The organism is Aeromonas sp. 19NY04SH05-1, assembly GCF_040581895.1.
Taxonomy (GTDB): Bacteria; Pseudomonadota; Gammaproteobacteria; order Enterobacterales; family Aeromonadaceae; genus Aeromonas; species Aeromonas enteropelogenes.
Genome location: NZ_CP095328.1, coordinates 1,742,528 through 1,762,428 on the forward strand (window position 1 = coordinate 1,742,528; position 19,901 = coordinate 1,762,428).

15 protein-coding genes and 1 pseudogene are annotated in these 19,901 nt (G+C 61.4%); 4 read left to right on the forward strand and 12 right to left on the reverse strand.

Translation table 11 applies throughout. From position 1 onward, the window contains the following. Nucleotides 1–334 precede the first annotated feature (334 nt). From MRK42_RS08150 to MRK42_RS08185, 8 genes and pseudogenes are all read right to left on the reverse strand, one after another. Nucleotides 335–1,081: a transporter substrate-binding domain-containing protein gene (locus MRK42_RS08150; protein WP_338612149.1), complete on the reverse strand. Its 747-nt coding sequence runs from the start codon at nt 1,079–1,081 to the stop codon at nt 335–337. A 167-nt stretch (nt 1,082–1,248) separates the two neighbouring features. Further along, nucleotides 1,249–1,974, reverse strand: a pseudogene (locus MRK42_RS08155) (transporter substrate-binding domain-containing protein). Nucleotides 1,975–2,080: 106 nt separating this feature from the next. Beyond that, nucleotides 2,081–2,827, reverse strand: coding sequence for a transporter substrate-binding domain-containing protein (locus tag MRK42_RS08160; protein ID WP_338612150.1), 747 nt, complete (start codon nt 2,825–2,827; stop codon nt 2,081–2,083). A 70-nt stretch (nt 2,828–2,897) separates the two neighbouring features. Beyond that, on the reverse strand, nt 2,898–3,401 hold the full coding sequence (locus tag MRK42_RS08165) for a GDYXXLXY domain-containing protein (protein WP_338612151.1): 504 nt from the start codon (nt 3,399–3,401) through the stop codon (nt 2,898–2,900). Beyond that, complete coding sequence (locus MRK42_RS08170; protein WP_338612152.1) at nt 3,398–4,402, reverse strand: DUF4401 domain-containing protein; 1,005 nt, start codon at nt 4,400–4,402, stop codon at nt 3,398–3,400. Before MRK42_RS08170 ends, MRK42_RS08165 begins: the two co-directional genes overlap by 4 nt. 101 nt (nt 4,403–4,503) lie before the next feature. After that, the gene (locus MRK42_RS08175) at nt 4,504–5,445 is read right to left on the reverse strand and encodes a DUF2157 domain-containing protein (protein ID WP_338612153.1); all 942 of its coding nucleotides are present in this window, start codon (nt 5,443–5,445) and stop codon (nt 4,504–4,506) included. A 148-nt stretch (nt 5,446–5,593) separates the two neighbouring features. Continuing rightward, nucleotides 5,594–6,151: a TMEM165/GDT1 family protein gene (locus tag MRK42_RS08180; RefSeq protein WP_338612154.1), complete on the reverse strand. Its 558-nt coding sequence runs from the start codon at nt 6,149–6,151 to the stop codon at nt 5,594–5,596. A gap of 258 nt (nt 6,152–6,409) precedes the next feature. Further along, nucleotides 6,410–6,739, reverse strand: a complete 330-nt coding sequence (locus MRK42_RS08185) for a stress response translation initiation inhibitor YciH (RefSeq protein WP_338612155.1) — start codon at nt 6,737–6,739, stop codon at nt 6,410–6,412. A 120-nt stretch (nt 6,740–6,859) separates the two neighbouring features. Here MRK42_RS08185 and MRK42_RS08190 point away from each other — a divergent pair, with 120 nt between their 5' ends. Genes MRK42_RS08190 through MRK42_RS08200 form a run of 3 tightly spaced genes read left to right on the forward strand, consistent with a single transcriptional unit; the run spans nt 6,860 to nt 9,652 of the window. Then, complete coding sequence (locus MRK42_RS08190; RefSeq protein WP_026458432.1) at nt 6,860–7,087, forward strand: FeoA family protein; 228 nt, start codon at nt 6,860–6,862, stop codon at nt 7,085–7,087. A gap of 55 nt (nt 7,088–7,142) precedes the next feature. After that, the gene (gene feoB, locus MRK42_RS08195; protein WP_216992099.1) at nt 7,143–9,416 is read left to right on the forward strand and encodes a Fe(2+) transporter permease subunit FeoB; all 2,274 of its coding nucleotides are present in this window, start codon (nt 7,143–7,145) and stop codon (nt 9,414–9,416) included. Continuing rightward, entirely contained in the window at nt 9,413–9,652 is a 240-nt protein-coding gene (locus MRK42_RS08200) for a FeoC-like transcriptional regulator (protein ID WP_026458231.1), read from the forward strand. Before feoB ends, MRK42_RS08200 begins: the two co-directional genes overlap by 4 nt. Nucleotides 9,653–9,728: 76 nt before the next feature. Here MRK42_RS08200 and MRK42_RS08205 read toward each other — a convergent pair whose 3' ends face one another. From MRK42_RS08205 to gltB, 4 genes are all read right to left on the reverse strand, one after another. Continuing rightward, a complete protein-coding gene (locus tag MRK42_RS08205) occupies nt 9,729–10,397 on the reverse strand; it encodes a DUF2913 family protein (RefSeq protein WP_216992100.1) in 669 nt (222 codons plus the stop codon). 126 nt (nt 10,398–10,523) lie between these two features. After that, complete coding sequence (locus tag MRK42_RS08210; RefSeq protein ID WP_216992101.1) at nt 10,524–11,819, reverse strand: DEAD/DEAH box helicase; 1,296 nt, start codon at nt 11,817–11,819, stop codon at nt 10,524–10,526. 272 nt (nt 11,820–12,091) lie between these two features. After that, the gene (locus MRK42_RS08215; protein ID WP_338612156.1) at nt 12,092–13,507 is read right to left on the reverse strand and encodes an FAD-dependent oxidoreductase; all 1,416 of its coding nucleotides are present in this window, start codon (nt 13,505–13,507) and stop codon (nt 12,092–12,094) included. A gap of 12 nt (nt 13,508–13,519) precedes the next feature. After that, the gene (gene gltB, locus MRK42_RS08220) at nt 13,520–17,977 is read right to left on the reverse strand and encodes a glutamate synthase large subunit (protein WP_338612157.1); all 4,458 of its coding nucleotides are present in this window, start codon (nt 17,975–17,977) and stop codon (nt 13,520–13,522) included. Between the two features lie 613 nt (nt 17,978–18,590). On the opposite strand from gltB, the gene MRK42_RS08225 reads away from it, so the two are divergent. After that, the gene (locus MRK42_RS08225; RefSeq protein WP_042028790.1) at nt 18,591–19,520 is read left to right on the forward strand and encodes a TIGR01212 family radical SAM protein; all 930 of its coding nucleotides are present in this window, start codon (nt 18,591–18,593) and stop codon (nt 19,518–19,520) included. Nucleotides 19,521–19,901: the final 381 nt, after the last annotated feature.

The following is a 19,901-nucleotide window of genomic DNA, read 5'->3' on the forward strand; positions in this document are numbered from 1 at the left end:
ACTGTCGCCGCCACATTGCGCTCTTGCCCTGCCATGAATTGAACGGGGCCAACGGACTCCCGCGCCCATATTACGGAGCCAGAACGGTCTTATCTATTGATTTGATGAGTTAACTATCAGAAAAGATTGGTTTTCTGCGCTGGCGCAAAGTTTGGGGCATGGTGTTTCGCCATTTCGCCATTTCGCCATTTCGGCGGGACGGTTGGCAGGCTGATGTTCTGATCTGGGAGTGGCGATGGCTGCAGGGCCGCGATAGAGAGAGGGTGAGAATTGAGGATAAAGGGACTGGGTAACGATAAAGGAAAGGGCGGCACCCAAGCGGGTGCCACCTCTGTCAGGGGGCGGGGAAGTATTTGCCGTACAACTGCTGGAATTCGCTGCTGGCCAGCACCTGGGTCAGGCCGGTCTGGAATTCTTTGACGGATTCGTCGCTCACCGGATGGCTGAAGGCGAAGCAGAATTGCTCCGAGCTCAATATCCAGCGCACCTTGAAGCGGGCGGGATCGAGTTTTTGTTCCAGGATCAGCAGTTCCATGGTGGTCTTGTTGGTGGAGACCAGATCGACCCGTCCCGAGGTGAGCATCTTGAGAGCCTGGGGCAGCCGGTTGGCGACCATCAGCCTGCCCTCGTCAAAGCCGTTGTTGAGCAGCAGTTGCTCCCCCACATCGGCCCGCACCGCCCCGATATTGAAGACCCTGGCGTCCTCCAGCTTGTTGATGGCGATATTGCGGCTGGTGAGCCCTACCAGCACGATCTCGGCGTAGCCGATGGGGCAGGCCCATTTGAACAGGGGATCGCGAGCCTGGGTGCGGGCGGTGGAGAAGAGCACCGCATTGGGCTTTTGGGTCAGCAGGTAGTAGCCCCGGGCCCAAGGCATGACGGTGATGGATTGCGGCGTGGTGCCCGTCTTCTGCCACACCTGCTGCAGCAGCTCGACGGCAAAGCCGGCCGGTTTGCCTGACTCGTCCGTGTAGTTATAGGGTTTGTACTCTTCGGTCATGTAGTGAAGCTTGGCCAGCTCCGGGCTGGCCTGGGTGAGGGTGGCAAACAGCAGCCCAATCAATCCAATCCATTGTTTCATCAGCGCCATCCTGCTTGAGGGAATCGTCGTTTCAGTGTGGGCAAGCGAGCCGATTTCGCCAAGGCCAAGTCAGATTTCCTGACAACAAGAGAGAGCCTGGGCGCTGATGTCTGGCACCACAGGCCTCTTTTGGCTCACTGCTCTGGCGCTCGCGCTTCGGGCAATCACTACTCTGGCAAATTGCGGCGCCGCAGCGTTGGATAGGTCGGGCTGGCCAGCACCTGCTCAAGGCCCTGCTGGAATTCGGCAACCAGATGGTCGCTCACCGCGAGGCTGAAGGCGTAGCAGAAGGGGTCGGCGCTCAGTGTCCATTGCACCCTGAACTGGTCGGGAGCGAGCCCCAGCTCCCCGATACGCTGGTAGAAGGTGTTCTTGTTGGTCGAGAGCAGATCTGCCCGCCCGGAGGTGAGCATCTTGATGGCATGGTTGAAACGGTTGGAGGTCATCATCCTGTCTGCCTGAAAGCCGTTGCGGATCAGCAACTGCTCCCCCACATCGGCCCGTCCGGCGGCGATGATGTAGTGCTTGGCATCTTCCAGACTGTCGAGATTGATATGGCGATGAGTCAGGCCGATCAGCACTATGTTGGCATGGTCGATGGGGCAAGCCCATTTGAACAGGGGATCTCGCGCCCTGGTGCGCACGGCGGAGAAGAGCACCACATCGGATCTCTTGCTCAGCTGGGAGTAGCCCCTGGCCCAGGGCATCACATCGATGGGTTGTGGCGGGGTTGCGGTTTGTTGCCACACCCGTTGCAGCAGCTCGACGGCAAAACCGGTGGCCATGCCGGATCCATCCCGGTAGTTGTAAGGGCTGTTCTCTTCGGTGATCTAATGCAGCAAGCCAAGCTTGGGGCTGGCCTGTACGAGGGTGGCAAGCAGCAGGCCTGCCAATCCGGTCGCGCCGCCCTCTTAATCACTCTTCTCCTCAAGTGTTGTCGGGGCGACGCATTTCGCCAGCCCGGGCAAGTTCTGGTTGGCGCTGGGGAGGGGGTTGCTGTCAGGGCTCGGGCAGGTATTTGGCCTGCAGGGCCTGAAATTCCCGGGAGGCGAGGACGCGGGTCAGCGCCTGCTGGAACTGGGTGATATCGCTGTCGGGCACCTGGCGGCTGAAGGCGTAGCAGAGTTGCTCGGCACTGAGCAGCAACGCCACGTTGAAGTCATCCACCCGCATACCGAGTTCGCGGATAGCTTCATAGCCGGCCAGCTTGCTGGTGGCGAGCAGATCGGCGCGGCCGGAGACCAGCATCTTCACCGCCTGGCTCAGGCGGTTGGCCGGGATTATCTTGCTGTCATCCATGCCGTTGTTGAGCAGCAGCTGTTCGGCGGCATCGGAGCGCACGGCGCTGATCCTGTAGTCGCTTATCTCGGCAATCGAGTCCAGGGTGAGCGGGCGGGAATTGTGCCCGAGCAGGATGAACTCCGAGTAGCCGATGGGGCACACCCACTTGAACAGGGCTTCCCGCGCCTGGGTGCGGGCGGTGGAGAAGAGCACCACGTTGGGTTTTTGAGTCAGCAGGTAGTAGCCACGGGCCCAGGGGATGATGCGAACAGGTTGTGGCTCGACTCCGCCATGTTGCCACACCATTCGCAGCAGTTCGACGGCAAGTCCGGTGGGCTGCCCCTGTTCATCGTTGTAGTTGTAGGGCGGATACTCTTCGGTGAGGTATTCGAGCTTGCCGAGATCAGCCCGCACGCCACCGACCCACAGGATCAGAAAAAGGTGACAGATCAGCCATATCCTCATGGTGCACATCCCTATGCGGCAATCATGATTCCAGTGTGGGCATGAACCGGGCAAAGTGCCATCGTCTTTCTCACCAGCGGCTGCGGCTTGCTCCCAGAGGGCGAAACGCCTCATCGCGCAGCCCCACCAGCAGGGTCTTGCCATCGGGTTGCAACCGGAACTCGCCGTAGCGGGCCTCCTCAAGGGCCTCTCCCGTGCCTTCCTCAAAGAAATAGGCATCCGGCCCTATCTGCCACTGGCCGGCGTGGCGACTCACCTGCAGCAATCGCTCGTTGGAGGCCAGGGCCCCCGGCTTGCCGCCGACTACCCAGCTTGCCACCTGGTGCTCGTCCAGGCGGATCACCAGGGTATCGCTCCCGCTGGCACTCGCGTTGCTCCTGTGGGTCGCAAGCTCGCGGGCTATCTCGTAATTCAGACGCATATAGTCTCCCTGCATCAGGGAGCGGGGATCGACCGGGGCTAGCCGCAGCAGCACCACCTCGCCGCTAGCCATGGCCTGTTCATAGCGACAGACGGTGAAGTTGATGCCCGCCAGGATGGCGAGGCCGACCAGCAGGATGGCAAGGGGTCTCATGACGGGCTCCTTGGGTTGAGGCGTTGCAGCAAAAAACGAGTCCCCAGCAATAGGGCACCCGAGCCCAGCAGCAGCCAGGACTTGGTCATCAGGGTGAGCCCGAGATCGTAGTAATAGAGGGCGCCGTAGCCTGTCAGCAGCAGGATTGAGAGGGTCATCAGGCCAAGGCTGCCTGCGTAGAAACCGAGGATCAGCACCAGGGCGCCGGCGCCCATGCCGGGAATAAGGGCACTGAGCAGCACCAGCGGCAAGCCGTAGCGCAGCGGCAGGGCCAGCTTCACCATCACGGCCAGCAGCAGGGCGGCGCACAGCAGCGGATTGAGCCAGAGTGGCAGGCGCGAGAGGCCGAGCTCATCGAGCAGGCTGGCGCCCCCTTCCCAGAGCGGATGGTGCAGCCGACCCAGCACCAGCAGGGAGAGGGCCAGCCCCAGAGTCATGGCGTGATAGAGCGGGTGGCGGGCCGGATCGGTTTCGGCCCGCAGCCAGCAGAAGGTGATGGCCGCCATCACCAGCGGCAGCGCCAGCAGTTGCAGGCCGAGGCAGGCGAGCCCCAGGGTGAGCAGCAGGGCGGCGGCCACGCTGTGAAAGAGGCGCACCAGCCAGTGATCGAACAGCACGGCTATCCCCAAAGAGAGCAGGCAGAGGCCGAACCAGAGCAGGGGCTGGTGGAGGTCTATCTGATCGATAAGGCCGTAGAGCAGCCAGGCATCGGCCGCCAGCGCCAGGGCAAGCACAAATTGATCCCAGAGATCCCCGTGCTGGCTGCGGTTGATGGCGTAGGCCGCGGCCAGCAGCAGGGTGCCCATCAGCAGGGCGTGCTCCGGCTCGCGAGTCAGTTGCTCAAAGGTCATGAACAGGAAAAACAGCAGGAAGAGGGCGGCAATCCAGCCCACCAGTCCGAGCAGAAAGCGGCTCGACCAGTGGGGGCTGGTGTCCCGGGGCATCTCCCCCTCGACCAGATTGGCCTGTTGCAGCCGTTGCCAGAGGGTCGGATCACTCATGATGCCTCCTTTGCTGCTGTAGCCAGCGGCTGGCCACGACCGTGCTGAGAGTTCGATGGCGATAAAGGTCAGTCATCGTAGTCTGCCTATGGGTGGTCAGTTCAAACATGATGATGCCTCCTTTGCTGCTGCAGCCAGCGGCTGGCCACGACCGAGAGACCGATGGCGATAAGGCAGAGCAGCAGGAAACCGTCCACATCGGGTTCCATCCACTTGCCAAGGGTGGCCAGGATGATGGCGATGAGGCTCAGACACCCCATGGCGAGGCCGGCGATAAATCTGTGGTGCCAGAGGGCATAGGCGGCGGCAAGCCAGCCGAGCCAGAGCGGCCACACCCAGGGGGAGGCGGCATCGAACAGAGCCAGCAAGGCGAGCAGTGTGATCCCAAGGCCAGCGGCAAGCCCTGCCAGCCAGCTTGGCATCAGCCGCCAGCGGGCCGGTGTCAGTAACAGCAGGCCCCAGAGTGCGGCGTTGAGCAGGGTCAGGCTCCAGCCGAGCGCTTCCTCGTCAAAGGCAAAGAAGAGGTCGAACAGGCCGAGGCGCCAGTAGAGCACCAGGGTCAGCTGCGTCAGCAGCCAGCTCAGGGTCCACAGCAAGGGGCTTTGGCCCAGCGCCGCCAGCGGCAGCAGCATCAAAGTCCAGGTGGCAAACAGTTGCCAGGGATCGGCACCGGTCTGGTAGGTCTGGCCCACCAGTGCCAGCAGGGCACCGATATTGAGCGCCAGGGTCAACAGCAGCGCCTGGCGCGCCGTGTCGCCGAGGGACGTGCGCCACAACACCAGCAAGGTGGCGAGCAGGGGCGCTTCCAGCAGGGCCAGACGTGACAGACGTCCCAGCTCATGCCAGTTGAAGGCGACGAAGAACACCAGTCCGGCGCCGAGGCAGAGGGCGCCGAGCCAGAGCAACAGACGATCGAACAACCACTGCCAGCGCGCGGGAGGAGGGGGCAATTCGGCCAGCGCCAGTGCCGCGTCGAGCCGCTCGGGGGCAAGTCTGCCTTGTCTAACCCATTCGAGCAGCGTCTCTCTTGATACCTTGTGCATGGGGGAACTCCACGGAATTTGCCCCATTATGGCATGAGGGGCGAGGAGGAGGGGAGCCCGTTGGCCCTTTGTCACCGGCGCCATACCGACACAAAAAAGAGCGCCCCGACCAGGGGCGGGGCGCTCGAAGGAGTGGGCAGTCAGCTTGTCAGACGAAGATCAGGGTACTGGCCCCGAGCCCCACAAACAGCAGGGCGCAGGCGATGCGGATCCCCTTGAGTGGCAGCTTGTCGGCCCCCAGCTTGCCAAGCAGCACCACGGGCACGTTGGCCAGCATCATGCCGAGGGTGGTGCCGGTGACTACCTGGAACAGGGAGTCGTACTTGGCTGCCAGCAGTACGGTGGCGATCTGGGTCTTGTCGCCAATTTCGGCGATGAAGAAGAGCACGAAGGTGGCCATGAAGGGGCCGTACTTGTCCAGCGAGCTCTCCTCGTCATCCATCTTGTCCGGTACCAGGATCCAGATCGCCATGGCAACGAAGGCCGCGGCCACCAGATAGGTCATCACCTTGGGATCCAGCCAGCGGCTGATGAAGTCGCCAATCCAGGCGGCGCCCGCATGGTTGAGCAGGGTAGCCGCCAGCATGCCGGCGATGATGGGCCAGGGCTTGCGAAAACGACAGATGAGCAGCAACGCCAGCAGCTGGGTCTTGTCGCCGATTTCGGCGATGGCCACGCTGAGGGTTGAGGTTAACAAGGCTTCCATAAAAGTGAACCGGGGGACGGAATTGTTATAAACCAAAGACAAGCCTGCACCATCCGTCCCCGGTATTGGCACTGGCCCGTCAAAGGTCTTGTCAAATCCAGATGGTGATTGGATCACCCTGACCATGGTGAGTTGGCACCAAGTATGTTGATCAGGGTCGCAGGCCGACGGGATCCGGCGTGCGAGACTACTCCCCCTCGATGGGAGCGGGCATTCTAGGGAAAAAGCCGAAGTGAAGCAAGGTGCGCCGCAGGCGGCTCAGCCCCCCACCAGCTTGACGCTGAAACCGGCCTTCTCCAGCTCGGCCTTGATAAGGTCCCGTTTGTCCCCCTGAATCTCGATCACGCCCTCTTTGATACCCCCGCCCGTGCCGCACTTTTTCTTGAGCTGGGTAGCCAGCGCCTTTTGCTGTTCGGCCGGTACGCCGTGGATGGTGATGACCCCGGCGCCCTTGCGCCCCTTGGTCTCGCGGCGAATGCGCACTGTGCCATCGGTGGGGAAAGGAGAGGTGGATTGGGGGGCACTCTGCTCTTTGATCATGCCGCCATCCGTGCTGTAAACCAGGCGGCTGTTGTTGTCGTGACTCATGGTATTTCTTTATCGATTAGCGAAGCGGAGTTTGATTTTACTCAAATAAAAGTTGAAGACACAGCTTATAATGGCCTAGCTAAAAGAGAATTATTATTGTTTAACTTTCAGGAGTCAGTCATGGTACTCACGCAGTTGTCACCGGGACAGAGTGCTCGCATCAAGAACCTGGACCAGTTGACCCGTCCCCTGCGTCGCAAGCTGATGGTAATGGGATTGTTGCCTCAGACCGAAGTCATCTATCTGCGTTCTGCCCCTCTCGGGGACCCGCTCCAGATCCAGTGCCAGGGGATCTGTCTTTCCATGCAAAAAAGTCTGGCGCAGCAAATCGAGGTCGAACCGGTATGAAACACACCTCACAAAACAATCGTCATGGTCAAAGCACAATCGAGGGTGAACCGGTATGAATTATTCCCTGGTAACGGTTGGCAATCCCAATAGCGGCAAGACCTCCCTGTTCAATGCCCTGACCGGTGCCCGCCAGCAGGTGGGCAACTGGAGCGGGGTCACCGTCGACAAGAAGATGGGCGAGTTTTCTGTCGATGGACACGATTACAAGCTGATGGACCTGCCCGGCATCTATAGCCTGGCCAATCAGGAGGGGAGCTTGGACGAGCAGATCGCCAGCCGCTTCGTCGAGGATCAGCAACCTGATCTGCTGCTCAACGTCATCGATGCCGCCAATCTGGAGCGCTCCCTCTATCTGACGCTGCAACTGCGCGAGCTGGGGCTGCCCATGGTGGTGGTGCTCAACAAGATGGATATCCTGCAAAAGCGGCGAGTGACCATAGATGAAACCCTGCTTGCCAAGTCCCTCGGTTGCCCGGTGGTGGCGCTCTCCGCCCACAACGCCAGGCAGGTTGCCGCCTTCAAGGGCCAGATCCAGCAGTTTATCGGCAAGGCGCAACAGGCGCTGATGCTCGACTATGGCACCGAGCTTGAAAAAGATCTGGCGGAGCTTGAGAGCCTGCTTGCCCCCCATCATCTGACGACCCGTGGCCGCGCCCTGCGCCTGCTCGAAGAAGATGCAGTGATGCAGGAGACCTTGCTGCCCGGCCAGCATGAGGCGGCGGCCAACGTGGTGAGCCGTGCCCAGCAGGGGCAGGACATCGATCTGCAGCTGGCGGATATCCGTTATGGCCACATTCATCTGTGGGCCGCCGAGGCGTGCCAGCAGAAGGGCAAGCTCACCGTGGCCCAGAGCGAGAAGCTCGATCGGGTGCTGCTCAACCGCTGGTTCGGCATCCCCTTCTTCCTGCTGGTGATGTACCTGATGTTCATGTTTGCCATCAATGTGGGCAGCGCCTTCATCGACTTCTTCGACATCATGGGCGGCGCCCTGTTCGTCGATGGCGTGCATTACCTGTTGGGGCTGGTCAATGCCCCCGAGTGGCTCGGTGCCATCCTGGCGGACGGTTTCGGTGTGGGTCTGCAGACCGTCGCCACCTTTATCCCGGTGATCGGTTGTCTCTACCTGTTCCTGGCGGTGCTGGAGAGCTCCGGCTATCTGGCGCGGGCCGCCTTCGTGGTGGACGCCCTGATGCGCCGCCTCGGCCTGCCGGGCAAGGCATTTGTCCCCATGTTGATGGGCTTTGGTTGTACCGTGCCCTCGGTGATGGCGACCCGTACCCTCAACTCCGAGCGCGAGCGGCTGATGACCTCGGCCATGGCCCCCTTCATGTCGTGCGGTGCCCGTCTGCCGGTCTACGCCCTGTTTGCGGTGGCCTTCTTCCCGCACTCCGGTCAGAACCTGGTGTTCGGTCTCTATCTCATCGGCATTCTGGTGGCTGTGCTCACCGGCCTGTTGCTGCGCAGCACCCTGCTACCGGGCAAGAGCGAATCCATGTTGATGGAGATGCCGGACTACGAGTGGCCGCGTCCGGTCAACGTGGGGATCAAGACCTGGCAGAAGCTTAAATCCTTCGTGTTCGGCGCCGGTAAAACCATCGTGCTGGTGGTCGCCGTGCTGAGCGTGCTCAACTCCCTGGGTACCGACGGCAGCTTCGGACACCAGGAGCAGGAAGACTCTGTGCTGAGCAAGGTGAGCCAGGCGGTTACTCCGGTGCTGCACCCCATCGGTGTGCGCGATGACAACTGGCAGGCTACAGTCGGCATCGTCACCGGCATCTTCGCCAAGGAAGCGGTGGTCGGTACGCTCAACAGCCTCTATGCCGGCAGCGGGGAAGGGGATGAAGAGGCGGCCGAGTTCTCCCTCGTGGCCAGCTTCAAGGAGGCCATCAGCGCGGTGGCTGACAATCTCTCTTCCATCGACCCGACAGACCCCATGGGGATCTCGGTAGGGGATCTGGCGGATCAGCAAGCTGCAGCCGAAGAGCAGGAGGTCGACATCTCCACCTACGGCAACATGCAGACCCACTTCGACGGGGCGGCCGGTGCCTTTGCCTACCTGTTGTTCGTGCTGCTCTACATGCCCTGCGCCGCGGCCATGGGGGCTCTGGTGCGGGAAACCGGCCGTCAGTGGGCACTCTTTACCGCCGCCTGGTGCAACTACATGGCCTTTATGTGCGCCACCCTCTTCTATCAGGTGGCAACCTTCGCCGACCATCCCGAGCAGAGCCTGTTCTGGATCGCGAGCTACGGCCTCTCCCTGGTGCTGCTCTGGTGGCTGGGGCGCCGTCACGGTGACATCGTCGCCCGCAAGGTGGTGGTCCTGTGATCCTGCGCGAGCTGGGTGACTATCTCGCCGCGCAGCAGAAGGTGAGCCGGCGGGATCTGGCTCGCCACTTCCACACCTCGGAAGATGCGGTGGAGGCCATGCTCGGTGTCTGGATGCGCAAGGGGCGGGTGATCAAGCGGGAGAACCGGCTCTGCGGCGGCAGCTGCTGCGGCAAGAGTGAAGAGGTGATCTTCGAGTGGTGCGCCCCGGGCCAGATTGGGCTCAAGGTGCGCTAGTCGCCTTTTGCCATCGCTTGGAAATGAAAACGGCAGACCCAGTGGTCTGCCGTTTTTTTATGGCGTGATGCAGCGCTTAAGCGGGCTGACGAGCCTCATCTGGCAGGTGTGTCTCGGCCAGCAGGGCCCGTGCCGGTTGCGCGTTGCCCGGCATCACCCGGTAGGCCTTGTGGTGCTTGACCAGAGAGCCCTTCTTGTTGCCCTGGCTCAGCAAGAGCGCGTGGGTAAAGGCAGCCCGGGCCAGCTGCTGCTCGTCGCCGCGCACATAGAGGGTGAGGGGGCGGGTCAGCTCGCCGTCCTCGATATGCTCGCCATATTCGCTGGCACTGATGATGAGGCTGGGCTGGCCGCCCGATTGCAGGCGCAGCTTGGCGTTGATCTCGCTCTCCGTGATGACGAGCCAGCCAGCGGCGGCGAGCTCGGCCAGCAGTGCGTTGAGTCTGGTCCCGAGCTGGGTCGGGGCGGCCATGGCGCGCTCATACTGGCTGACGATGCGCTCGAGCAGCCCCTTGAGATCGGCGCCAGCCCCCAGGGTGCGGCCCAGCTGAACCCACTCTTTGAGATCCTCCATCACCAGCCGGGAGAAGCGCTTCTCCTTGAGAGATTCCGCCATCCAGGTGCACAGAAAATGGCTCTCCTGGGCGGGTGTGCGCTTGCCCGCCTTCTGGGCGGCAGTGCGCGCCAGTTCGGCCAGGCTCTGGCTGGCCATCTCGAGCAGGGCCAGGTTGTAGGTGGGAAGGGTCATCACGGTTCCTCACAAAGGGAGCCGGACTCACGGCCGGCTAATCAACAGCATAAAGGCGCCAGTGGCGCCTTTGGTATATGAGATGTTTGCCCCTCTCCTCTCACTGGAGAGGAAAAGGGTTGGTCCTTACTTCGGCTGGCGGGGCTTCTTGGCAGCCGCCAGACGCTTGAGGCGCTGGCCCTGCAGCTTGGCTTCGGCCATGGCCTGGGCGGCGGCGTTGTCTTCACGCTGCGGACGCTTGCCGAAACGGCGGCGCTCCTGCAACTGCTTGATCAGATCGTCGCGGCTGCTTACCTCGTAGCCCGGCACCATGATGCGGCGGATCTTCTGACCGATCACCGCTTCTATCTCCAGCAGGGTGCGCTCTTCCTCGCGGCTGACGAAGGAGATGGCCATGCCGCTCTTGCCGGCGCGGCCGGTGCGGCCGATGCGGTGTACATAGTCTTCGGCGAGGAACGGCAGATCATAGTTGACCACGTAGGCCAGATCCGGGATATCCAGCCCGCGCGCGGCCACTTCGGTGGCCACCAGCACCCGCAGCTTGCCCTCACTGAACTCGCGCAGGGCGCGGCGACGGCTGCCCTGAGCCTTGTCGCCGTGCACCACGGCGGACTTGATGCCATCGAGGTTCAGCTCTTCCACCAGCTCGTCGCAGCTCTCACGGGTGCTGGCGAACACCAGTACCTGTTGCCAGTTCTGCTTGCCGATGAGCTCGGAGAGCAGCTCGCGCTTGCGCTTCTGCTCCACCGGGTAGACGGTGTGGCTGACGGTGTCGGCAGTGGAGTTCTGCTTGTTGACGCTGACGATCTGCGGCTTGTCCAACATCAGGTTGGCGAGCTTCTTCACTGCCTCGGAGAAGGTGGCGGAGAACAGCAGGTTCTGGCGGGTCTTGTTGACCGCTTGCAGGATCTTTTGCACATCGGCACTGAAGCCCATGTCGAGGATGCGATCCGCTTCGTCCAGCACCAGGGTCTCGACCCCGGAGAGGCTCAGGTTGCAGGCGGTGAGGTGTTCGAGCAGACGACCCGGGGTCGCCACGATAATGTGAGCGCCCGCTTTCAACCGCTTGGCCTGCACGTCCTGCTTGCCGCCACCAACGATGGTGAGGGTGGTGATCGCCAGATACTTGGCGAAGTCATTGATGTTGCTCGCCACCTGGGCCGCCAGCTCGCGGGTCGGGGTCAGGATCAGTACCCGGGCGTTGGAGGGCTGCACCGGCGCCGGATTGTCCACCAGACGCTGCAGGATGGGCAGGGCGAAGGCGGCGGTCTTGCCGGTGCCGGTTTGGGCGCTGGCCAGCAGGTCGCGGCCACGGCGCACGGCCGGGATGGCTTGGCTCTGCACAGGGGTCATCTCCTGATAACCGCACTCTGAAATGGCGCGCAAAATCTCGGGGGCAAAATCGAACGATTCAAATCTCATAAGGGGTTCCTGTGTTCCAGCGGGACTATGGCTGGCCTGGTTGGCTCGGTATGAGCGAAAAGTCGGTTATGACCACCGACGGCTGTGTCTGACATCACGTCAGAGAGTGGCCGGAAAATGGCGGGCGCGAAGTGTATCAGATAGATGCTACAAATTCTGCCTCAAATAGTTTCAGTTTTTACGGGAAAGGGGCCAATCAGGAGGGCTCATAAAAAGAGAGCCCCGCATCGGCGGGGCTCTGTATTGGCTGACGCAGGGGCTGCGATGGCGGATCAGACGGCCAGATAGTCCATGATCCCTTCGGCGGCCTTGCGCCCTTCGTAGATGGCGGTCACCACCAGGTCGGAACCGCGCACCGCGTCGCCACCGGCGAACACCTTGGGGTTGCTGGTCTGGAAGGGGTATTCGGCCTGCTCGCGCGCCTTGATGCGATCCCGGTTGTCGAGCTCGATGCCGTATTCCGCCATCCAGGGCTGGGGGTTGGGCTGGAAGCCAAAGGCCATCACCACCACATCAGCAGGCAGCACCTGCTCGGAACCGTCAATCACCACCGGATTGCGGCGACCATTGGCATCGGGGGCGCCAAGCTCGGTGCTCACCACCTTGATGCCGACGGTGCGGCCGCTGGTATCCAGCTCGACGCCGATAGGTTGGAGGTTGAACATAAACTCGACCCCTTCCTCGCGTGCATTTTTCACCTCCCGCTTGGAGCCCGGCATGTTCTCCTCGTCCCGGCGATAGGCGCAGATCACCTTGGCGGCCCCCTGACGGATGGCGGTGCGCACACAGTCCATGGCGGTATCGCCGCCGCCCAGCACCACCACCTGCTTGCCGGCAAAGTCGATGTAGTCGCTCTGCGCCTTCTCAAAACCGAGCAGCCGGTTGGCGTTGGAGATGAGGTAGGGCAGGGCGTCGTAGACACCGGGCGCCTCTTCGTTGGCAAAGCCACCCTTCATGTACTTGTAGGTACCGACCCCGAGGAAGACGGCGTCGAATTCACCCAAAAGGTCTGCAAACGTGACGTCACGGCCCACCTCGGTCTCGAGGCGAAACTCCACCCCCATCCCCTGGAAGATCTCGCGACGGCGTTGCATCACCTCTTTTTCCAGCTTGAAGGAGGGGATGCCGAAGGTGAGCAGGCCGCCTATCTCCGGATACTTGTCAAATACCACAGGGGTGACGCCACCCCGCGCCAGCACATCGGCGCAGGCGAGGCCGGCAGGGCCGGCACCGATGACGGCGACCCGCTTGCCGGTCTTGACCACGTTCGAGAGATCGGGCTTCCAGCCCATCTCGAACGCCTTGTCGGTGATGTATTTTTCGATGTTGCCGATGGTGACGGCACCGAAGCGATCGTTGAGGGTGCAGGCACCCTCGCACAATCTGTCTTGCGGGCAGACCCGGCCGCACACCTCCGGCAGGCTGTTGGTCTGGTGAGAGAGCTCCACCGCCTCCAAGATGCGCCCCTCCTTGGCCAGTTTCAGCCAGTTGGGGATGTAGTTGTGCACCGGGCACTTCCATTCGCAATAGGGGTTGCCGCACTCGAGGCAGCGATCCGCCTGCATCTCGACCTGAGGCTTGTTGAAAGACTCGTAGATCTCCACAAACTGGATCTTGCGGATCTTGAGCGGCTTCTTCGGTGGGTCGACCCGCTGGACATCGATAAACTGAAATACGTTCTGGCTCATAGGGTTCCCTCCTTATTGCGCCTGGATTCTGAGTTCTGCACTGGAACGGCTGGTGTGACCCAACAGAGACTTGACGTCGCTGGACTTGGGTTTGATCAGCCTGAACTTGGGCACATAGGAGTCGAAGTTGGCCAGGATCTCCTCGGCACGGTGGCTGCCGGTTTCATTGAGGTGAGCGGTGATGATGCCGCGCAGGTGCTCCTGATGGATGGGCAGATCCGCCACCTCCAGCAGCTCCACCAGCTCGGGGTTGGTGCGCTTGGCAAAGTTGCCGCACTCGTCGAGCACGTAGGCAAAACCGCCGGTCATGCCCGCTGCGAAGTTGACGCCGGTCTGGCCGAGCACGGTGACGATGCCGCCGGTCATATATTCACAACCGTTGTCGCCGATTCCCTCTACTACCGCGAGGGCCCCGGAGTTGCGCACCGCGAAGCGCTCGCCAGCGGTGCCGGCAGCATAGAGTTTGCCGCCGGTGGCGCCGTAGAGGCAGGTGTTGCCGATGATGGCCGCCTCGTGGGACTTGAACGCCACGCCGACGTGGGGTTTGATCACCAGCTTGCCGCCGGTCATCCCCTTGCCCACGTAGTCGTTGGCATCCCCGGTGAGGATCATCTCAAGGCCCCCCGCGTTCCAGACGCCGAAGCTCTGGCCGGCGGTGCCGTTGAAGTGCACTCTGACCGGATCGGCCGCCATCCCCTGATTGCCGTGACGCTTGACGATCTCGCCAGACAAACGGGCTCCCACCGAGCGGTCGGTGTTGCGGATGTCGTAGCGGAACTCACCGCCGGATTTGGTCTCTACCGCACCCAGCAGATCGTCCACCATGGTGAGGTTGAGCGGCCCCTTGTCGAAGGTGGGGTTGTGCTGCTGGCTGAACAGGCTGGATCCTGCCGGCGCCACCGGGCGGGCCAGGATGCCGGAGAGATCCAGTTTGGCCTGGCGGGCGGTGAGGCCGGGCAGAGCCTCCAGCAGATCGGTACGGCCAATCAGATCAGTCAGTTGGGTGACACCCAGCTGGGCCATCAGCTCGCGGGTCTCCTCGGCGATGAACTTGAAGTAGTTCATCACCATCTCCGGCAGGCCGGTGAAGTGCTCGCGGCGCAGCTTCTCATCCTGAGTGGCGACGCCGGTGGCGCAGTTGTTTAGGTGACAGATCCGCAGATATTTGCAGCCGAGTGCCACCATGGGGCCGGTACCGAAGCCAAAGCTCTCGGCGCCGAGGATGGCCGCCTTGATGATGTCGAGGCCCGTCTTGAGACCGCCATCCACCTGGAGGCGCACCTTGTGACGCAATCCGTTGGCCACCAGCGCCTGCTGGGTTTCGGCCAGCCCCAGCTCCCAGGGGGAGCCGGCGTATTTCACCGAGGTGAGCGGGCTTGCGCCTGTGCCGCCGTCATAGCCGGAGACGGTGATGAAGTCCGCATAGGCCTTGGCCACGCCGCAGGCGATGGTGCCGACGCCGGGCTCGGAGACCAGCTTGACCGACACCAGGCAGCTAGGGTTGATCTGCTTGATATCGAAGATGAGCTGGGCCAGATCCTCGATGGAGTAGATGTCGTGGTGTGGCGGCGGCGAGATCAGGGTCACGCCGGGCACGGAATAGCGCAGCTGGGCAATCTGGGCGGTGACCTTGTCACCGGGCAGCTGGCCGCCCTCGCCGGGCTTGGCGCCCTGGGCAACTTTTATCTGCACCACGTCGGCGTTCATCAGGTAGTGGGGGGTCACGCCAAAGCGCCCCGAGGCCACCTGCTTGATGCGCGAGTTCTTCTCGGTGCCAAAGCGCTTAGGGTCTTCGCCACCTTCACCTGAGTTGCTCTGGCCGCCGAGGCGGTTCATGGCGATGGCCAGCGCCTCGTGGGCCTCCGGCCCCAGGGCGCCGATGGACATGGCGGCGGAGTCGAAGCGAGGGAACAGCTTGGCAGCCGGCTCCACCTGCTCCAGCGCCACCGGGTTGTCAACCTTCTTCAAGGTGAGCAGATCACGCAGGGTCGCGACCGGGCGCTCGTTCACCAGACGGGCGTACTCCTTGTAATCGGCGTAGTTGCCGGAGCGCACCGCCGTTTGCAGGGTCTGCACCACGTCCGGGTTGTAGGTGTGGTACTCGCCGCCATGGACGAATTTCAAGAGGCCGCCGTGACCGAGCGGTTTGCGCGCCAGCCAGGCCTGACGGGCCAGCTTGAGCTGATCTTCCTGAATATCGGTAAAGTCGGCCCCCTGGATGCGGCTGGAGACGCCACGGAAGCAGGTATCCACCACGGATTTGGCCAGGCCCACCGCCTCGAACAGCTGGGAGCAGCGGTAGCTCGCCACCGTACTGATCCCCATCTTGGACATCACCTTGTAGAGGCCCTTGTTGATGCCGTTGCGGTAGTTGAGCATGGCCTGGCGCAGAGGCATGGTGAGCACCCCTTCCTCGACCTGCTTGGCCAGGGTCTCGTAGGCCAGATAGGGGTAGATAGCGGTGGCGCCAAAGCCCAGCAGCACGGCGAAGTGGTGCGGGTCGCGCACGCTCGCGGTCTCCACCAGGATGTTGGCGTCACAGCGCAGATTGTTGTCGACCAGGGTGCGCTGCACCGCCCCCACCGCCATGGCGGCCGGGATGGGCAGGGTATCGACGCTGATGGCGCGATCCGAGAGCACCAGCAGCACTGTGCCCGCTTCGGCAGCAGCCTTGGCCTCTTCGCAGATGCGCAGGATGGCCGCCTCCAGCCCCTCTTCGGGCTTGAAGTTGAGGCTGATCACCTGATGGCGATAGTACTCCCCTTCCAGCGCCAGCAGCTGGTGAAAGTCGGAGTAGAGCAGGATCGGCGACTGGAACAGCACCCGGTGGGCGTGGCCGAAGGTCTCGTTGAAGACGTTCTGCTCGCGCCCGATACAGGTGGCCAGCGACATGACGTGGTTTTCCCGCAGCGGATCGATGGGCGGGTTGGTCACCTGGGCGAACATCTGGCGGAAGTAGTCGTACAGGGTGCGCTGGGTGCCGGAGAGCACCGCCATGGGGGTGTCGTCCCCCATGGAACCCACCGCTTCCTGGCCGTTTTCGCCGAGCACGCGGATGATCTGGTCGAGCTCCTCGAAGGAGTAACCGAACAGCTTTTGATAGGTCTTGAGCTGATCGTCGGAGAATTCGCGGCTGCCGGTCTGGCTGTCATCCATCTGTTCGAACGGCACCAGGCGGCGGCAGTGCTTGTCCATCCACTGCTTGTAGGTGTGGCGGCTCTTGAGATCGTCGTCGATCTCGAAGCTGGTCCACACCTTGCCGTTGCTGGTGTCCACCACGAACAGCTCGCCCGGGCCGACGCGGCCCTTCTCCAGCACCTCGTCCGGGGTGTAGTCCCAAGTGCCCACTTCGGAGGCAAGGGTGATGAACTTGTCCTTGGTGATGACGTAGCGGGCCGGGCGCAGGCCGTTGCGATCGAGCGCACAGGTGGCGTAGCGGCCGTCGGTCATGACGATGCCGGCGGGGCCATCCCAGGGCTCCATGTGCATGGAGTTGAAGTCGTAGAAGGCGCGCAGATCGTCATCCATGTTGGGGTGCTTTTGCCACGCAGGCGGGATCAGCAGGCGCATGGCACGGAACAGATCCATGCCACCGGCGAGGAAGAGATCCAGCATGTTGTCGAGGCTGGATGAGTCGGAGCCGGTGGTGTTGACGAAGGGGGCGGCCTCCTGCAGATCCGGAATGAGCGGGGTGGCGAACTTGTAGCTACGCGCCTTGGCCCACTGACGGTTGCCGGCGATGGTGTTGATTTCGCCGTTGTGGGCGAGATAACGGAATGGCTGGGCCAGCGGCCAGCGCGGGCTGGTGTTGGTGGAGAAGCGCTGGTGGAAGACGCAGATGGCCGCCTGCATGCGGATGTCGGCGAGATCCAGATAGAAGCGCGGCAGGTCCACCGGCATGCACAGCCCTTTGTAGACGGTGACCAGGTTGGAGAGGCTGACCACGTAGAAGTAGTCGTCGCTGATGCGCTTTTCGATGCGGCGGCGCACGATATAGAGGCGGCGCTCAAGATCCTTGTCGACCCAGCCGGGTGGGGCGTTGACAAAGACCTGTTCAATACTGGGCAGGGAAGCCTTGGCGATGGTGCCGAGCACATTGGTGTCGACGGGCACCTTGCGCCAGCCGACCAGGCTCAGGGTCTCTTTTTCCAGCTCTTCGTCGATGATGTCGCGCGTCTGCTGGGCCAATACGGGGTCCGGGTTGAGAAACAGCATGCCGACTGCATAATTGCGGCCCAGGTGCCATCCCTTCTCTTCGGCGACAGCTCTAAAGAAGCTGTCCGGTTTTTGCAGCAACAGACCGCAGCCATCGCCGGTCTTACCGTCGGCTGATATGCCGCCGCGGTGCTGCATGCGAGCCAATGCTGACATCGCGAGACGGACAAGCTTGTGGCTGGCTTCACCTTCCATGTGGGCCAACAGGCCGAAGCCACAGTTATCCCTCTCCAGCTTTGGATCATATAGTGACATTGCATTTCTCCCTTGCTCGGCCTTGCATCGCACTGTCATAAACAGACTGCATAAATTGCGATTGGCTCTTGTGGTTCCGTCCGCCTGAGGTGGCGAATCTCCAAACTAATGGGATTTTTCGGCAAGGTCAATTGGACAACCGGGCTGTTTGCAATGTTACATACGCATAACAAAATATGGGTTTGCAGAGTGATATTGTGACTTTATGTTGGTTTGTTTTGTTATTTTTTAATTTTGTAGATGGATAATCCAGATTGTCAGACTTTGATGGTGAACTCCCTCTGTGACGCAAGGTGTAGTAATTTTACCAATCTCGGGCCGGGAGAGGTGCAGACGATCACATTTCGCGCACCTCTCCCTTGCATTTATGAACTATTGCTACTCTTAAAAATTTTTATTGTTCAACAATAGTTTATCGCTGGTTTTGTTGGCCGGATAAAAGCGTCACAGCAGGCCACAGAGGTTTCAAAAGCGTCGGTAAGCGGGTTGTTTCATATATTTATCCGACAAAGAGTGAATATTTATATGTTTTCTTGCTCTTACCTTCCCTTGATCCAGCACAGCGCCGGTTTTGCGCAAACTCGTACAATGGCGCTCCTTTAGCGGAGGAGCCATGCAGTTACACGAACTCGTCAATACATTCGGTCAGGATCTCAAACAGCGCCACGGTCAGAAGATCCACAAGCTCTCCATCCACGGTGCTTTTACCTGTCCCAACCGGGACGGCACTCTGGGGCGTGGCGGTTGCACATTTTGCAATGTCTCCTCGTTTGCCGACGAGTCGGCTCAGCAGCTCTCCGTCGTGCAGCAGCTGCTGGCCCGCCGGGATGAAGTGACCCGAGCCAAGCGCTATCTCGCTTATTTTCAGGCCTATACCAGCACCTACGCTGAGGTGGAGTACCTGCAGCGGATGTATGAAGAGGCCTTGTCGGTCAGCGACATGGTTGGATTGTGCGTCGGTACCCGGCCCGACTGCGTGCCGGATGCAGTGCTGGATCTGCTGGCAGGCTATCAGGCCCGTGGTTACGAGGTGTGGCTGGAGTTGGGACTGCAGAGCGCCAACGACAAGACCTTGCAGCGCATCAATCGGGGGCACGGCTATGCTGCCTATGTCGATGCGGTTACACGGGCCCATCAGCGGGGGATCAAGGTGTGTGCCCACCTTATCGTCGGCTTGCCCGGCGAGGTGCCGATGGACAGTCTGGATACCCTGCATCGCATCGTGGAGACGGGGGTGGAGGGGATCAAGCTGCATCCGCTCCACGTGGTGCAGGGCAGTACCCTTGGCAAGGCATGGCAGGCCGGAAGGCTGGAGGTGCTGACTCTGGAGCAATATGTGGAGGCGGCGGTCGCCATGATCCAGCACACGCCCCCCGAGGTGGTTTATCACCGCATCTCGGCTTCGGCCCGCCGGCCGACCCTGCTGGCGCCGGCCTGGTGCGAGAACCGCTGGACGGCCATGGCGGACATCGCCAAGGCATTGGAGAAGAGTGGCCCGCAAGGGCAGGCGCTGGGACGTCCCTTTACACTTTGCGTCCCATAATTGAGTTCGAAATTAATATTTCTTAGTAAAACAGACGGTTATATAAAAAAGTTTGTATTTTTTAACTATAGTTTTGTCATCGTCAGGCTATTATAGTGATGCGCCGTGAGAACAAACGCTATCAAACAAGTCCGGTTTCATCCCGTCATGATGTGTAGCCAGTCATAGATATCCATCCCCTCTGTCTGCTGTGATGCACCATGAAGGGGGAGGGCTGAGCCGCACCTTATTTAGGAGTGCGGTCATCGGAGGAGGGCCATTGATGTCAGCCTTGGTCTGCTGAGCCGACATCCTGATGGTATCGTGGTGTTCTCTTTGAGTCGCTATGCCGGGGAATACGAACAGATACGTTTCGTACCGACCTCATTTATGCCGTGACAG

Bases quoted from the DNA above. Each gene is read 5' to 3' on its own strand.
- MRK42_RS08150 (WP_338612149.1), bottom strand. From the start codon at position 1,081: ATGAAACAATGGATTGGATTGATTGGGCTGCTGTTTGCCACCCTCACC.
- MRK42_RS08160 (WP_338612150.1), bottom strand. From the start codon at position 2,827: ATGAGGATATGGCTGATCTGTCACCTTTTTCTGATCCTGTGGGTCGGT.
- MRK42_RS08165 (WP_338612151.1), bottom strand. From the start codon at position 3,401: ATGAGACCCCTTGCCATCCTGCTGGTCGGCCTCGCCATCCTGGCGGGC.
- MRK42_RS08170 (WP_338612152.1), bottom strand. From the start codon at position 4,402: ATGAGTGATCCGACCCTCTGGCAACGGCTGCAACAGGCCAATCTGGTC.
- MRK42_RS08175 (WP_338612153.1), bottom strand. From the start codon at position 5,445: ATGCACAAGGTATCAAGAGAGACGCTGCTCGAATGGGTTAGACAAGGC.
- MRK42_RS08180 (WP_338612154.1), bottom strand. From the start codon at position 6,151: ATGGAAGCCTTGTTAACCTCAACCCTCAGCGTGGCCATCGCCGAAATC.
- MRK42_RS08185 (WP_338612155.1), bottom strand. From the start codon at position 6,739: ATGAGTCACGACAACAACAGCCGCCTGGTTTACAGCACGGATGGCGGC.
- MRK42_RS08190 (WP_026458432.1), top strand. From the start codon at position 6,860: ATGGTACTCACGCAGTTGTCACCGGGACAGAGTGCTCGCATCAAGAAC.
- feoB (WP_216992099.1), top strand. From the start codon at position 7,143: ATGAATTATTCCCTGGTAACGGTTGGCAATCCCAATAGCGGCAAGACC.
- MRK42_RS08205 (WP_216992100.1), bottom strand. From the start codon at position 10,397: ATGACCCTTCCCACCTACAACCTGGCCCTGCTCGAGATGGCCAGCCAG.
- MRK42_RS08210 (WP_216992101.1), bottom strand. From the start codon at position 11,819: ATGAGATTTGAATCGTTCGATTTTGCCCCCGAGATTTTGCGCGCCATT.
- MRK42_RS08215 (WP_338612156.1), bottom strand. From the start codon at position 13,507: ATGAGCCAGAACGTATTTCAGTTTATCGATGTCCAGCGGGTCGACCCA.
- gltB (WP_338612157.1), bottom strand. From the start codon at position 17,977: ATGTCACTATATGATCCAAAGCTGGAGAGGGATAACTGTGGCTTCGGC.
- MRK42_RS08225 (WP_042028790.1), top strand. From the start codon at position 18,591: ATGCAGTTACACGAACTCGTCAATACATTCGGTCAGGATCTCAAACAG.